Source organism: Burkholderia sp. RF7-non_BP4 (assembly GCF_001521935.1).
GTDB classification, from domain to species: Bacteria; Pseudomonadota; Gammaproteobacteria; order Burkholderiales; family Burkholderiaceae; genus Burkholderia; species Burkholderia diffusa.
In genome coordinates this window covers 52,910-68,195 of sequence record NZ_LOTA01000048.1, presented here as the reverse complement: position 1 = coordinate 68,195, position 15,286 = coordinate 52,910, and the positions used below count along the sequence as shown (strand labels likewise).

The following is a 15,286-nucleotide window of genomic DNA, read 5'->3' as shown; positions in this document are numbered from 1 at the left end:
GCGAATCCAAAACTTAGCGCCGAATCTGAAGTTTTACTTTAAGTTCGCCACCGTGGCGCGGGCCCGGGTGCAAGCCGTCGGTGCGCCTCGCGCTGTCGCCGGAGCGCGGTGATGGACGGCACTTACCTCAGGGTCGCCCTCGACCATCCGCTCGCCACCCTGTTCGACTACCGATGCGACGTCCAGCCGGCGCCGGAGCCCGGCACCCTGGTGCAGGTGCCGTTCGGCAAGCGGCAGGTTGTCGGTCTCGTCTGCGAAGTGACGACTCACACCGACGTGCCACCGTCCCGGTTGCGGGCGATCGACGCGATTTGTACCGAGCTGCCGCCGCTCGCGCCGGATTGGCTCGCGCTGGTGTCGTTCGCGGCCGATTACTACCAGCGCGGTCGCGGCGAAGTTGCGCTGCCGGCGTTGCCGCAGGCGCTGCGCGACGCGGAGCGCTGGGGCCGGCTGCTGGCGCCCGAGGTGCGCTACCGGCTGACCGAAGCCGGCCGCGCGGCGCTGCCCGACACACTGCCGGCGCGCGGGGCCGCGCTGCGGCGGCTCGCGCAGGCGCTCGCCGATACCGATTCGATGACGTTGCCCGATGCGCGTGCGTTGCATCCGAAGGCCGCCGCCACGCTCGACGACTGGGCGGCGCGCGGCTGGGTCGCCGTCGAGGAAATCGGCTGGGCCGACGCGCCTGTGCCCAAAGCTGTGGATAACCTGTCGACAACCAGTGGACGAACTGTGCCGCCGGCGCTCACCGACCAGCAGGCGGAGGCGCTCGACGCGATCCGCGCCGCGCAGGGTTTCGCGCCGTTCCTGCTGCATGGCGTGACCGGGAGCGGCAAGACCGAGGTCTATCTGCATGCGCTCGCCGCGCTGCTCGATGCGCGGCCCGACGCGCAGGCGCTCGTGCTCGTGCCCGAAATCAACCTGACGCCGCAATTCGAGGCCGCGTTCCGGGCACGCTTCGCGGGCACGCTCGCCGACGACGCGATCGTCACGCTGCACAGCGGGCTCGCCGAGGGCGAGCGGGCGCGCAACTGGCTCGCCGCACACACGGGCCGCGCGCGAATCGTGCTCGGCACGCGGCTCGCGGTGCTCGCGTCGCTGCCGACGCTCGCACTGATCGTCGTCGACGAGGAGCACGAACCCGCGTACAAGCAGCAGGAAGGGCTGCGCTATTCGGCGCGCGATCTTGCCGTGTGGCGCGCGAAGCATCTTGGCATTCCGGTCGTGCTCGGTTCGGCGACGCCGTCGCTCGAGAGTTGGTGGCAAGCCGATCAGGGCCGCTACACGCGACTCACGCTGTCGCGCCGCGCGGTGGCCGACGCGACGCTGCCGACCGTGCGGTTGATCGATCTCGAAGAGGAGCGGCGGCGCGGGCGCGCGTCGATGGGCGGGCTGTCGGGGCCGCTCGTCGCGGCGTTGAAGGCGCGGCTCGAGCGCGGCGAACAGAGCCTCGTGTTCCTGAACCGGCGCGGTTACGCGCCGCAGCTCGCGTGCGACGCATGCGGCTGGGTCGCCGGTTGCCCGCGCTGCAGCGCTTACGTCGTGCTGCACAAGCCTGAACATGCACTGCGCTGTCATCACTGCGGCTGGGAAGCGCGCATTCCGCGGTCGTGCCCGGAATGCGGGAACGTCGATATCGCGCCGCTCGGGCGCGGCACGCAGCGCATCGAGGAGGCGCTCGCCGAGGCCGTGCCGGGCGCACGGATACTGCGGATCGACGCGGACAGCACGCGACGCAAGGGCAGCGCGCAGGCGCTGTTCTCGGACGTGCACGCCGGTGAAGTCGACATCCTGGTCGGCACGCAGATGATCGCGAAGGGGCACGACTTCCAGCGCGTATCGCTGGTTGGCGTGCTCAATGCCGACACCGCGCTGTTCTCGCACGACTTCCGCGCGAGCGAGCGGCTGTTCGCGCAGCTGATGCAGGTGAGCGGCCGCGCGGGGCGCGCCGGGCTGCCGGGCGAGGTGCTCGTGCAGACGCGCTATCCGCGTCACGCGCTGTATCACGCGCTCGGCCGGCAGGATTACGTCGGCTTCGCGAATTCGACGCTCGGCGAGCGCCGCGACGCGCACCTGCCGCCGTTCGTCTACCAGGCGCTGCTGCGCGCCGAAGGACGCACGCTCGACGCGGCGCTCGCGTTCCTGCTGCAGGCCGCGGCCGCGTTGCCGGGGCTGCCGGGCGCCGATCGCGTGACCGTCTACGACGCGGTGCCGATGACGATCGTCAAGGTCGCGAACGTCCACCGCGCGCAGTTGCTGCTCGAAAGTGCGTCGCGGGCGGCACTGCAGCATGCGCTGCGCGCATGGCAGCCGGAACTGCGCGCGCTGAAGGGCGTGCTGCGGTGGAGCGTCGAGGTCGATCCGCTCGATATCTGAGCGGTGCGCGCGCGGCCGCCGTGCCGCATGCCGATACCGAGCCGGCCGGATCCACCGACCCGCGCGATCCTCCTCCCGACCCGTCCCACAGCCGCCTGAATTACCCGCCGCCACGCACAGTGCAACCCGCTTTTCCCCTTGGTGGTGCACGCCGCGGGTTGCCCACGTGCGCCAACTTGACCCGATCAGGGAAAACACCGATCCGCCGACCACGGGCAACCCCTAGGCTGCAACCTCATAAGTGGCTGATTATATTGAATAACTTGTGGGTGCAACCAATCCATCAATTCGGTTGCACCTTTTTATTGCGTGCCGTAGGATTTCGCGCATCCTCTCACACCACATTGCCGGGCTCGCACCGGCGCACGAACCCACCATGGCAAGCACGACTCTCGGCGTCAAAGTCGACGACCTTCTCCGCTCGCGCCTGAAAGACGCGGCGGCGCGTCTCGAGCGCACTCCCCACTGGCTGATCAAGCAGGCGATCTTCGCGTATCTCGAGCGGATCGAGCACGGCCAGCTGCCGCCCGAACTGTCGGGCAGCAGCGGCGTGACGGAGCTTGCCGACGGCCAGGCGGTGGACGGCGACGACGACAACTCGCCGCATCCGTTCCTCGAGTTCGCCCAGAACGTGCAGCCGCAATCGGTGCTGCGCGCGGCGATCACGGCCGCGTATCGCCGCCCCGAGCCGGAATGCGTGCCGTTCCTGCTGGGCCAGGCGCGCCTGCCCGCGAACCTGCAGGCCGACGTGCAGACGCTCGCGACGCAGCTCGTCGAGGCGCTGCGCGAGAAGAGCTCGGGCGGCGGCGTCGAGGGGCTGATCCACGAGTTCTCGCTGTCGAGCCAGGAAGGCGTCGCGCTGATGTGTCTCGCCGAAGCGCTGCTGCGCATTCCCGATCGCGCGACCCGCGATGCGCTGATCCGCGACAAGATCAGCAAGGGCGACTGGCGCTCGCACGTCGGCCACGCGCCGTCGCTGTTCGTGAACGCGGCGACCTGGGGCCTGATGATCACCGGCAAGCTCGTGACGACCAACAGCGAAGCGGGCCTGTCGTCGGCGCTCACGCGCCTGATCGGCCGCGGCGGCGAGCCGCTGATCCGCAAGGGCGTCGACATGGCGATGCGCCTGATGGGCGAACAGTTCGTCACCGGCGAGACGATTTCCGAAGCGCTCGCGAACAGCCGCAAGTACGAAGCGCGCGGCTTCCGCTACTCGTACGACATGCTCGGCGAAGCGGCGACGACCGAAGAGGACGCGCAACGCTACTACGCATCGTACGAGCAGGCGATCCACGCGATCGGCAAGGCGGCCGGCGGCCGCGGCATCTACGAAGGCCCGGGCATCTCGATCAAGCTGTCGGCGCTGCACGCGCGCTACTCGCGCTCGCAGCAGGACCGCACGATGAGCGAGCTGCTGCCGCGCGTGCGCGCGCTCGCGCTGCTCGCGCGCCGCTACGACATCGGCCTGAACATCGACGCGGAAGAAGCCGACCGTCTCGAGCTGTCGCTCGACCTGCTGGAAGCGCTGTGCTTCGACCCGGAACTCGCGGGCTGGAACGGCATCGGCTTCGTCGTGCAGGGCTATCAGAAGCGCTGCCCGTTCGTGATCGACTACCTGATCGACCTCGCGCGCCGCAGCCGTCACCGCCTGATGATCCGTCTGGTGAAGGGCGCGTACTGGGATACCGAAATCAAGCGTGCGCAGGTCGACGGCCTCGAAGGCTATCCGGTCTACACGCGCAAGATCTACACGGACGTGTCGTACCTCGCGTGCGCGAAGAAGCTGCTCGCGGCGCCCGACGCCGTCTACCCGCAGTTCGCGACGCACAACGCATACACGCTGGCCGCGATCTATCACCTGGCCGGCCAGAACTATTACCCCGGCCAGTACGAATTCCAGTGCCTGCACGGGATGGGCGAGCCGCTGTACGAGGAAGTCACGGGCCGCGACAAGCTGAACCGTCCGTGCCGCGTGTACGCGCCGGTCGGCACGCATGAAACGCTGCTCGCGTACCTCGTGCGCCGCCTGCTGGAGAACGGCGCGAACACGTCGTTCGTGAACCGCATCGCGGATAAAACCGTGTCGGTGAAGGAACTGGTTGCCGATCCGGTCGACGAGGCATCGAAGGTCGTGCCGCTCGGCGCGCCGCACGCGAAGATCCCGCTGCCGCGCAACCTGTACGGCGACGAGCGTCCCAACTCGATGGGCCTCGACCTGTCGAACGAACATCGTCTCGCGTCGCTGTCGTCCGCGCTGCTCGCGAGCGCGCACCATCCGTGGCGCGCGGCGCCGATGCTCGCCGACGACGCGCTCGCCGACGCCCCGGCGCGCGACGTGCGCAACCCGGCCGATCAGCGCGACCTGGTCGGCACCGTCAGCGAAGCGACGGCCGAACACGTGAGCGCGGCGCTCGCGCATGCCGTGGCGGCCGCGCCGATCTGGCAGGCGACGCCCGTCGATGCGCGCGCCGACTGCCTGGTGCGCGCGGCCGACCTGCTCGAAGCGCAGATGCACACGCTGATGGGCCTGATCGTGCGCGAAGCCGGCAAGTCGCTGCCGAACGCGATCGCCGAAATTCGCGAGGCCGTCGACTTCCTGCGCTACTACGCGGCGCAGATCCGCGACGAATTCTCGAACGACACGCACCGTCCGCTCGGCCCCGTGGTCTGTATCAGCCCGTGGAACTTCCCGCTCGCGATCTTCATGGGCCAGGTGGCCGCCGCGCTTGCGGCCGGCAACACGGTGCTCGCGAAGCCGGCCGAACAGACGCCGCTGATCGCCGCCCAGGCCGTGCGCCTGCTGCGCGAGGCCGGCGTGCCGGCCGGCGCGGTGCAGCTGCTGCCGGGCACCGGCGAGACCGTCGGCGCGGCGCTGGTCGCCGATCCGCGCACGCGCGCGGTGATGTTCACCGGCTCGACCGAAGTCGCGCGCCTGATCAACAAGACGCTGTCCGCGCGCCTCGACCCGGACGGCAAGCCGATTCCGCTGATCGCGGAAACGGGCGGCCAGAACGCGATGATCGTCGACTCGTCGGCGCTCGCGGAGCAGGTCGTCGCCGACGTGATGCAGTCGTCGTTCGACTCGGCCGGTCAACGGTGTTCGGCGCTGCGCGTTCTGTGTCTGCAGGACGACGTCGCGGACCGCACGTTGACGATGCTCAAGGGCGCGATGCACGAGCTGGCGCTCGGCAACCCGGACCGGCTGTCGACCGACGTCGGCCCGGTGATCGACGCCGAAGCGAAGCAGACGATCGACACGCACGTCGCGGCGATGAAGGAGAAGGGCCACGCGGTCACGCAGCTGCCGTCGCCGGAAGCCTGCGCGCACGGCACGTTCGTGCCGCCGACGCTGATCGAGATCAGCAGCATCGACGAGTTGAAGCGTGAAGTGTTCGGCCCGGTGCTGCACGTCGTGCGCTATCGCCGCAGCCAGCTCGACAAACTGCTCGAGCAGATCCGCGCGACGGGTTACGGCCTGACGCTCGGCATCCACACGCGGATCGACGAGACCATCGCGCACGTGATCTCGAACGCGCACGTCGGCAACATCTACGTGAACCGCAACGTGATCGGCGCGGTGGTCGGCGTGCAGCCGTTCGGCGGCGAAGGGCTGTCGGGCACGGGCCCGAAGGCCGGCGGCGCGCTGTACCTGCAGCGTCTGCTCGCGACGCGTCCGTCGGGCCTGCCGCGTTCGCTCGCGCAGACGCTGATCGCGGATGGCGCGGTTGACGGCGAACAGCGCAGCAACCCGGCGGCGGCGCTCACCGCGCTGCGCGACTGGCTGATCGAGCAGCGCGAGCCGGCGCTGGCCGCACGTTGCGACGGCTATCTGGCGCAGGTGCCGGCCGGTGCGACCGCGGTGCTGACCGGGCCGACGGGCGAGCGAAACACGTATACACTCGGCCCGCGCGGCACGGTGCTGTGTGTCGCGGCCACGCCGGGCGGCGCGCGCGCGCAGTTCGCGGCGGTGCTGGCGACGGGCAACCGCGCGCTGTTCGTCGGCGCGGCGGGCGAGGCGCTGGTCGCCGCGCTGCCGGCCGCGCTGAAGGCGCATGCGGCCGTGCGCAAGCAGGCCGACGCGCCGTTCGACGCGGTGCTGTTCGAAGGCGACAGCGACGAACTGCAGACGCTCGTGAAGGACGTCGCGCAGCGGCCGGGCCCGATCGTGTCGGTGCAGGGCGTGTCGGCGGGCGCGTTCGAGAACGGCGACGCGGAAGACTACGCGCTCGAGCGCCTGCTGACCGAGCGCTCGGTGAGCGTGAACACGGCCGCGGCGGGCGGCAATGCGAATTTGATGACGATCGGCTGACCATCCTTGCCGTTCGGATCAAACAAAGGAAGCGGCAAGGCGATCCCGAAGCCGCTCCATTTACCCTGGTACCAAGGAGATGCTATGCAACACACGATGAAAAAGCTGGCAGGCGCGACGTTCGTCGCCGTCATGTCGCTTGCGGGGACGGCCCATGCGGACGACGTGAAGATCGGTTACGCAGGGCCGATGACGGGCGCCCAGGCTCACTACGGCAAGGATATGCAGAACGGGATCGCGCTCGCGCTGGAAGACTTCAACGCGACGAACCCGAAGATCGGCGGCAAGGCAGTGAAGTTCGTGCTCGAGACGCAGGACGACCAGGCTGACCCGCGCACCGGCACGACGGTTGCGCAGAAGCTCGTCGACGACGGCATCAAGGGCATGCTCGGCCACTTCAACTCGGGCACGACGATTCCGGCCTCGCGCATCTACGCGAACGCCGGCATTCCGGAAATCGCGATGGCGACGGCGCCGGAATACACGCAGCAGGGTTACAAGACGACCTTCCGCATGATGACGTCCGACACGCAGCAGGGCTCGGTGGCGGGCACCTTCGCGGCGAAGGATCTCGGCATGAAGAAGATCGCGATCGTCGACGACCGCACGGCCTACGGCCAGGGTCTCGCCGACCAGTTCGAGAAGGCCGCGAAGGCCGGCGGCGCGACGATCGTCGACCGTGAATTCACGAACGACAAGGCCGTCGACTTCAAGGCGATCCTGACCAAGCTGAAGGCGGCGAAGCCGGACCTCGTCTACTACGGCGGCGCGGATTCGCAGGCAGCGCCGATGGTCAAGCAGATGAAGACGCTCGGCATCACCGCACCGCTGATGAGTGGCGAGATGGTGAAGACGCCGACGTTCCTGAAGATCGCGGGCAACGCGGCCGACGGCACGATCGCATCGCTGGCAGGCCTGCCGCTCGAGGAAATGCCGGGCGGCAAGACCTACGCCGACAAGTACAAGAAGCGCTTCGGCGAAGACGTGCAGACGTACTCGCCGTACGCGTACGACGGCGCGATGGCGATGCTCAACGCGATGAAGAAGGCCGATTCGACCGATCCGGCGAAGTACCTGCCGGTGCTCGCGAAGACCGACATGGCCGGCGTCACGTCGTCGCACGTCGCGTACGACGCGAAGGGCGACCTGAAGAACGGCGGCATCACGATGTACAAGGTCGAGAAGGGCGAGTGGAAGCCGCTGAAGAGCATCGGCGGCAAGTAAGCATGGCGTGAGTCGCCGGCGGCGCCGAAGGGCGCCGCGCGGGGCATCATGCGAAGAAGCCACCGGGCCGTCGGGTCCGGTGGCTTTTTCTTTGGCGTCGGCGGCGGGTTCGGCGCCCGTCAGGCCGGGTACGCGCGCTGCAGCAGCGCGGCGACGTCGAGCGCGTGCGGATCGAAGCCGCCCGCGATGCGGCCCCAGTCGGGCGCGGCAAGCCGCGTCGCGATGAACGCGTCGGCGACGGCCGCGGGCGCGTCGCGCCGCAGCAGGCAGGCCTGCGCGACGAGCGCGAGCCGCTGCGCGAACACGCGGGCCGACGCCTCGAGCGTATCGGCCGGTGCCGCGAGCATCGCGCGCAGCGCATCGAGCGCCGCGCGGATGCGCGGTTCGCCCGCGCCGAGGTCGGTCAGTTCGGCGAAGAGCGCCGCGGCCGCGTCGGGCTCGCGCGACACCGCGCGCAGCACGTCCAGGCACATCACGTTGCCGGAGCCTTCCCAGATCGAGTTGACCGGCGCTTCGCGGAACAGCCGCGCGATCGGGCCGTCGTCGACGTAGCCGTTGCCGCCGAACACTTCCATCACCTCGCCGGTCAGCTCGACCGCGCGCTTGCAGACCCAGAATTTCGCGGCGGGCGTGACGATCCGCTTCCACGCGCGTTCGCGCGGCGAGTCGTCGCGCTCGAACGCATCGGCGAGACGCATCGCGAGCGCGAGCGCGGCCTCGCTTTCGAGCGCGAGATCGGCGAGCACGGTGCGCATCAGCGGCTGCTCGGCGAGCGCGCGGCCGAACGCGTGGCGCTGGCGCGTGTACGCGATCGCCTGCACGACGCCCTGGCGCAGCATCGCCGCGCTGCCGAGCACGCAGTTCAGCCGCGTGTGCGTGGCCATCTCGATGATGGTCGGAATGCCGCGGCCTTCGTCGCCGAGCATGATGCCCCATGCGTCGTTCAACTCGATTTCGCTGCTCGAGTTGCTGCGATTGCCGACCTTGTTCTTCAGCCGCTGGATCTCGACCGCGTTCTTCGTCCCGTCGGGCCGCCAGCGCGGCACGTAGAAGCACGACGGGCTGCCCGCTTCGGTGCGCGCGACGACCAGGTGCGCGTCGCACATCGGCGCGGAGAAAAACCACTTGTGGCCGCGCAGCCGGTATTCGCCGCCGCGTCCGCCCGCGCCGACGGCGCTCGCCAGCGTCGTGTTCGCGCGCACGTCGGAGCCGCCCTGTTTCTCGGTCATGCCCATGCCGAACCAGATCGAGCGCTTGTCGGCGACCGGCACGTCGCGCGGATCGTAGTCGTCGCTGTACAGCTTGTCGCGCAGCAGGTCCCACAGCGCGGGTTCCTTCTGCAGCACCGGAATCGCGGCCTGCGTCATCGTCGCCGGGCACAGCGTGCCGGCCTCGATCTGGCCGTGCAGGTAGAAGCCGGCAGCGGTCGCGGCCCAGCGGCCCGGGCGCGTATCGCGGAACGCGAGCGATACGAAGCCTTCGTTGCGATACATGCCGAGCAGCGTGTGCCACGCCGGATGGAAGTCGACGCGGTCGATGCGCCGGCCGCGGCGGTCGAACGCGTTCAGTTCCGGCGTGTGGCGGTTCGCTTCGTCGGCGAGCTGCGCGGTGTCGGCGCTGCCGAGTCGCGCGCCGTACGCGTCGAGCCGCGGCACGGCCCAGCCGGCGCCCGCGCGGGCGATGGCCTCGCGCAGCGCGACGTCGGTGGCGAAGAGGTTATAGTCGACCAGTTCGTCGAACTGGTTCGTGACGGCATGGGTCGATTCGGTCATCGGGCTGTCTCCGGTCTCGTGCTTCGCGGTCTGCCGGTCAAACGCGTTTCCGCTGAATTTCAGAGTAGCAAATATGCCGCCGCGACATGTTCAGGTTCCGGCGCCGCCCGGCCAGCCGGCGGCGCAACCCGCGCCCGCGTTGCGTCGCCGGCCGCGCCAGTCGCGCGCGCAGGCCACCTCCGACGCGCTTCAGCAGGCCTTCGTTCAGCTTTTGCTCGAGCGCGGTTACGCGAAGGCGACGATCCGCGAAATCGCGGCCGTCGCGGGCGTGAGCGTCGGCACCTTCTACGAATACTTCGGCGACAAGCAGAGCCTCGCCGCGCTGTGCATCCACCGGCGCGTGCTAGCGCTGGCCGACGGGCTGCGCGACGCGGCGCAGCGGCTGCGCGGCGTGCCGCGTGCCGCGCTCGCGGCCGCGCTCGTCGACCTGCAGGTCGATGCGATCGCCGCCGACGCCGCGTCGTGGAGCGCGTTCTTCGCGCTGGAGCGGCAGGTGTCGCCGCTTGCCGCATACCGCCGCCATTACGACGCGTATGTCGCGCTGTGGCGCGACGCGCTTGCGCAGTGCAGCGATCCGCCGCCGGCCGCGCGGCTCGACGGGATCGCGCGGATGGCGCATGCCGTCTGCTACGGCGGCGTGTCGCAGGCGCTGCTCACGCTCGGGCCGGCGCTCGACGTCGCCGCGTTGCGCGGCGAGTTGCAGGCCGTGCTGGCCGCCTATCTGGCGGCCGCGGGCGCGTGACGCGCGGCGCGGCCGTGCGGCCGAGCATCCGGCGCGAGCCCGCCGCGAGCGTGACCAGGGCCTAATGGAAATGCCGGATGTGCATGCATTGCCGGCCATACGGCCTTGACATCGAGCATTGCGGATGGCCGATCATGAGAAAAATGCATGGCCGCCATGACGAACTTTCGATTGTCCGCCCTTATTGGCTCGGGCTAAATCATGCGTCATGAGCCGGGCCGCGCGCGTCGCGCGGGCCGGTCCGAAGGACATCTGAAGGAGGAGTCATGCGAAGCGCCACCACGCCCCGCTCGAAACTGCCGGACGTCGGGACGACGATCTTCACGGTGATCGGCCAGCTCGCCGCGCAGCACGATGCGCTGAACCTGTCGCAGGGCGCGCCGAATTTCGCGCCCGATCCGGCGCTCGTCGAGGGCGTCGCGCGCGCGATGCGCGACGGTCACAACCAGTACGCGCCGATGGCCGGCGTCGCGTCGCTGCGCGAACGCCTCGCGGAGAAGACGGAGGCGCTGTACGGCACGCGCTACGACCCGGGCACCGAGATCACGGTGATCGCGAGCGCGAGCGAAGGGCTCTACGCGGCGATCAGCGCGCTCGTGCATCCGGGCGACGAAGTGATCTATTTCGAGCCGTCGTTCGACAGCTATGCGCCGATCGTGCGGTTGCAGGGCGCGACGCCGGTCGCGATCAAGCTGTCGCCCGAGCATTTCCGCGTGAACTGGGACGAAGTCGCCGCGGCGATCACGCCGCGCACGCGAATGATCATCGTCAACACGCCGCACAACCCGACCGCGACGGTGTTCTCCGCCGACGATCTCGAACGGCTCGCGCAGCTCACGCGCAATACCGACATCGTGGTCCTGTCGGACGAGGTCTACGAGCACGTGGTGTTCGACGGCGCGCAGCATCAGAGCGTCGCGCGTCACCGTGAGCTCTCCGGGCGCAGCGTGATCGTGTCGTCGTTCGGCAAGACGTTCCACGTGACGGGCTGGCGGGTCGGCCATTGCATCGCGCCGGCCGAACTGATGGACGAGATCCGCAAGGTGCACCAGTTCATGGTGTTCTCGGCCGATACGCCGATGCAGGTCGCGTTCGCGGAAATCCTCGCGCGGCCGGAAAGCTATCTCGGCCTGTCGGCGTTTTACCAGGCCAAGCGCGACCTGCTCGCGCGCGAGCTGGCCGGTTCGCGCTTCGAGCTGCTGCCGAGCGAGGGCTCGTTCTTCATGCTCGCGCGCTTCCGGCACTTCTCGGACGAACGCGACAGCGACTTCGTGTTGCGCCTGATCCGCGATGCGCGCGTCGCGACGATTCCGCTGTCGGCGTTCTACACCGACGGTACCGACGCGGGCGTGATCCGGCTCAGTTTCTCGAAGGACGACGCGACGCTGATCGAAGGCGCGCGGCGGTTGCGTTCGCTGTAATCGCGGGCGCGGCCCGCACCCCAAGCAGGCGACGTGTACGTCGCACGGAAAGTTACCGCCGGAACCGGCGCACGTGCGACCGCACGGCGCCGGCCGACAAGCCAGGAGATCACGATGAAGCATGCAAATACCCTCAAGCTCGCGTTCGCCCTCGCGTGCGCGCTCGGTTCCGGCGCGGCGCTCGCCGACGGGCAGACGCTGCGTTTCGGCCTCGAGGCGCAATATCCGCCGTTCGAGTCGAAGGCGCCGAACGGCGACCTGCAGGGCTTCGACATCGACGTCGGCAACGCCGTCTGCCAGACCGCGAAGCTGTCGTGCAAGTGGGTCGAGACGTCGTTCGACGGGCTGATTCCCGCGCTGAAGGGCCGCAAGTTCGACGCGATCAACTCGGCGATGAACGCGACCGAACAGCGGCGCCAGGCGATCGACTTCACGACGATCATCTATCGCGTGCCGACGCAGTTGATCGCTCGCACCGGCAGCGGGCTGCTGCCGACGCCGGAATCGCTGAAGGGCAAGCGCGTCGGCGTGCTGCAGGCATCGATCCAGGAAACCTACGCGAAGGCGCACTGGGAGCCGGCCGGCGTGTCGATCGTCGCGTACCAGGATCAGAACCAGGTGTATGCGGATCTCGTGGCGGGCCGTCTCGACGCAACGCTGGTGCTCGCGCCGGCCGGCCAGCGCGGCTTCCTGTCGCGCCCGGACGGCAAGGGTTTCGCGTTCGTCGGCCAGCCTGTGCGCGACGACCGGATTCTCGGCAGCGGGATCGCGTTCGGCCTGCGCAAGGGCGACGACGCGCTGAAGGCGAAACTCGATTCCGCGATCGACAAGCTGAAGGCGGACGGCACGGTGAAGTCGCTCGGCCAGAAGTACTTCGGCGATATCGACATCTCCACCAAGTAAGCGGACGCGCACGATGCAGAGCCTGGATACGGGCGGAGAGCCCGGCGGCGACGGTGCGGCGATGCCGGTGGACGACGCGCTCGAAGCGGCGCTCGTCGCCGCACTGGGCGACACGCTGGTCACGCGGGCGGCCGAGATCGATCCGCGCTACTTCACCGCGTACAACGAGCCGGCCGGTGTGCGGCCGCGCGCGCTGGTGCGGCCGCGCAGCGTCGATGACGTGTCGCGCACGCTCGCGCTGTGCACGCGGCTCGGGCAGCCGGTCGTGCCGCAGGGCGGCCTCACCGGCCTCGCGCGCGGCGCGGTCGCGCTGGGCGGCGAGATCGTGCTGTCGATGGAGCGTTTCGCGGGCGTCGAGGCAATCGACGCGGCGGCGGGCACGATGACGGTGCGCGCCGGGACGCCGTTGCAGACGGTGCAGGAGGCCGCGGACGCGGCGGGCTTCACCTTCGGCGTCGATCTCGGCGCACGCGGTTCGTGCCAGATCGGCGGCATGCTCGCGACCAACGCGGGCGGCACGCGCGCGATCCGCTACGGCATGATGCGCGAGCAGGTGCTCGGGCTCGAGGCCGTGCTCGCCGACGGCACCGTCGTGTCGTCGATGAACCGGATGCTGAAGAACAACGCCGGCTACGACCTGAAGCAGCTGTTCATCGGCAGCGAAGGCACGCTCGGCGTCGTCACGCGCGCCGTGCTGCGGCTGCATCCGAAGCTCGCCGCGCCGGCCACCGCGCTCTGCCGCGTGCATGGCTACGACGCCGTCGTCGGGTTGTGGAACCGCCTGCGCGCACTGCCCGAGATCGTCAGTTTCGAAGCGATGTGGCCGGCCTTCTACGACTACGTCGCGGGCCACACGCCCGGCGTCGTCGCGCCGTTCGCGGGCGACGGCGGCTTCGCGGTGCTGATCGAATGCGCGACGAGCGCACCGGGCGGCGATGCGCGCCAGGCGCTGGAAACCGGCCTGGCGGATGCGATCGAGGCGGGGCTGGTCGACGATGCGGCGCTCGCGACGTCCGAGCGGCAGGCGCGCGACCTGTGGACGTTGCGCGAGGGCCTTGCGATCGATGCGCTGCCGCATCTGGTGAACTTCGACGTGAGCCTGCCGACGGGCGAACTCGGCCGGTTCGCCGAGCGCTGCGAGGCGGCGTTGCGTGCGGTCTGGCCCGACATCGTGTGCCTGTTCTTCGGCCACGTCGGCGACGGCAACGTGCATATCGGCGTATCGCTCGCCGGCATGCGCGACGCGGACGCCGATGCGATCGATCGCTGCGTCTACGCGGTCGTTCGGGACATGGGCGGCTCGGTGTCGGCGGAGCACGGCATCGGCATGCTCAAGCGCGCCTATCTCGCGCACACGCGCAGCGAAGCGGAAATCGGCTTGATGCGGCGCCTGAAGGCCGCGCTCGATCCCGCCGGCGTGCTCAATCCCGGCAAGGTGCTTTGATCGGCGCGAGCCGGGGCGGGCGCGTCAGCCGTCGACCCAGCGCAGCGCGCCGATCTTCAGGTGTTCGACGACGCTGCGCGCCCAGTCGAGCTCCGCGTTGAGCAGCACGAGCGCATGTTCGTTCTGCAACAGGAACAGGCGCGGCACCTGGTCGTTCTGCGCGGCGTTGCGCAGCGACTCGAGACGTTCGCGTTCGGTGTCGAGCGCGGCGATGCGGCGCTCGAGTTGCTGGCGCGCATCGTCGGCGTCGAGCAGCGGCAGGAATGCGAGGCCGGCGCCGAACGCCGGAAACTCGCGCGCGGGCTCCGCGAGCAGCGCATGCAGCCACGCCTGCCCGGCCGTATGCCCGGCTTCGGTCAGCGTGTACAGCGTGCGTTCGGGAAACGCGCCGTCGCGCTCGGTGTCGTGCACGGCGATCAGCCCGTCGCGCAGCAGCCGGTCGATCGTCTGGTAGAGGCTCGTGCGCTGCCGCACGTTGACGACTTCGTCATAGCCGCGCGCCTTCAACTGCTGGAGCATTCCGTAGGGATGCATCGGCGTTTCGGTGAGCGTCGCGAGGACCGCGAGCGCGAGCGGAGACGGGCGGCTTGTTGCCATGAATAGTTCGGTTATATCTAGTGAGAATATAACTAGTATCGACTAGACTATCATATTCCACAAGGGTTTCAGCCGAGGTGTGAGCGCTTCGCGGCCGGCGCGACGGTTTCCATCGTCGTGAGACCGTGAACGATGCCGCAGTCCTCGACCGAATGTTCGCCGACGCACTGGCGGCGCAATTCGGTGAGCTGATCGCGCAGATGCGTCAGTTCGGCGAGGCGCGCGTCGACGTGGCCGATGTGCTCGTCGAGCAGCGCGTTGACCGAATCGCACGGGTCGGCCGGCGTGTCGGTGAGCTGTAGCAGCGCGCGGATTTCGTCGTGCGCCATGTCGAGCGCGCGGCAGTTGCGGATGAAGCGCAGCCGCTCGACGTGCACGTCGGTGTAGTTGCGGTAGTTCGAATCGGTGCGCTCGGCGTCCGGCATCAACCCCTCCTTCTCGTAGAAGCGGATCGTTTCGGGCGTGCAGCGGGCCGCCTTGGCCAGTTCGCCGATCTTCATG

The 15,286-nt window shown here is 69.3% G+C and carries 10 protein-coding genes; 7 read left to right on the top strand and 3 right to left on the bottom strand.

From position 1 onward, the window contains the following. The first annotated feature begins 111 nt into the window (after positions 1-111). The 3 genes from WS49_RS17780 to WS49_RS17770 all read left to right on the top strand — a co-directional run bounded on the left by WS49_RS17780 (position 112) and on the right by WS49_RS17770 (position 7,906). Positions 112-2,373, top strand: coding sequence for a primosomal protein N' (locus WS49_RS17780; RefSeq protein WP_059531197.1), 2,262 nt, complete (start codon positions 112-114; stop codon positions 2,371-2,373). Between the two features lie 376 nt (positions 2,374-2,749). Then, positions 2,750-6,682 (top strand): trifunctional transcriptional regulator/proline dehydrogenase/L-glutamate gamma-semialdehyde dehydrogenase, encoded by a 3,933-nt coding sequence (putA, locus tag WS49_RS17775; RefSeq protein WP_059531194.1) that lies wholly within the window; start codon positions 2,750-2,752, stop codon positions 6,680-6,682. A gap of 84 nt (positions 6,683-6,766) precedes the next feature. Continuing rightward, positions 6,767-7,906 (top strand): branched-chain amino acid ABC transporter substrate-binding protein, encoded by a 1,140-nt coding sequence (locus tag WS49_RS17770; protein ID WP_059531190.1) that lies wholly within the window; start codon positions 6,767-6,769, stop codon positions 7,904-7,906. A gap of 119 nt (positions 7,907-8,025) precedes the next feature. Here the strand turns inward: WS49_RS17770 and WS49_RS17765 are convergent, their stop codons facing one another. Then, entirely contained in the window at positions 8,026-9,678 is a 1,653-nt protein-coding gene (locus WS49_RS17765) for an acyl-CoA dehydrogenase family protein (protein WP_059531188.1), read from the bottom strand. Between the two features lie 73 nt (positions 9,679-9,751). Here WS49_RS17765 and WS49_RS17760 point away from each other — a divergent pair, with 73 nt between their 5' ends. The 4 genes from WS49_RS17760 to WS49_RS17745 all read left to right on the top strand — a co-directional run bounded on the left by WS49_RS17760 (position 9,752) and on the right by WS49_RS17745 (position 14,188). Next, complete coding sequence (locus tag WS49_RS17760; RefSeq protein WP_059531186.1) at positions 9,752-10,420, top strand: TetR/AcrR family transcriptional regulator; 669 nt, start codon at positions 9,752-9,754, stop codon at positions 10,418-10,420. A gap of 266 nt (positions 10,421-10,686) precedes the next feature. Beyond that, on the top strand, positions 10,687-11,841 hold the full coding sequence (locus WS49_RS17755; RefSeq protein ID WP_059531185.1) for a pyridoxal phosphate-dependent aminotransferase: 1,155 nt from the start codon (positions 10,687-10,689) through the stop codon (positions 11,839-11,841). A 114-nt stretch (positions 11,842-11,955) separates the two neighbouring features. Further along, entirely contained in the window at positions 11,956-12,744 is a 789-nt protein-coding gene (locus WS49_RS17750; protein ID WP_059531182.1) for an ABC transporter substrate-binding protein, read from the top strand. Positions 12,745-12,757: 13 nt separating this feature from the next. Further along, positions 12,758-14,188 carry an FAD-binding oxidoreductase gene (locus WS49_RS17745; RefSeq protein WP_059531179.1) on the top strand — a complete coding sequence of 477 codons (1,431 nt, stop codon included), beginning with the start codon at positions 12,758-12,760 and terminating at the stop codon, positions 14,186-14,188. Positions 14,189-14,212: 24 nt separating this feature from the next. Here WS49_RS17745 and WS49_RS17740 read toward each other — a convergent pair whose 3' ends face one another. Together WS49_RS17740 and cadR are read right to left on the bottom strand one after the other, a co-directional pair. Continuing rightward, positions 14,213-14,785, bottom strand: a complete 573-nt coding sequence (locus WS49_RS17740) for a PadR family transcriptional regulator (protein ID WP_059531176.1) — start codon at positions 14,783-14,785, stop codon at positions 14,213-14,215. Between the two features lie 68 nt (positions 14,786-14,853). After that, entirely contained in the window at positions 14,854-15,285 is a 432-nt protein-coding gene (cadR, locus tag WS49_RS17735) for a Cd(II)/Pb(II)-responsive transcriptional regulator (protein ID WP_059531173.1), read from the bottom strand. Position 15,286: the final 1 nt, after the last annotated feature.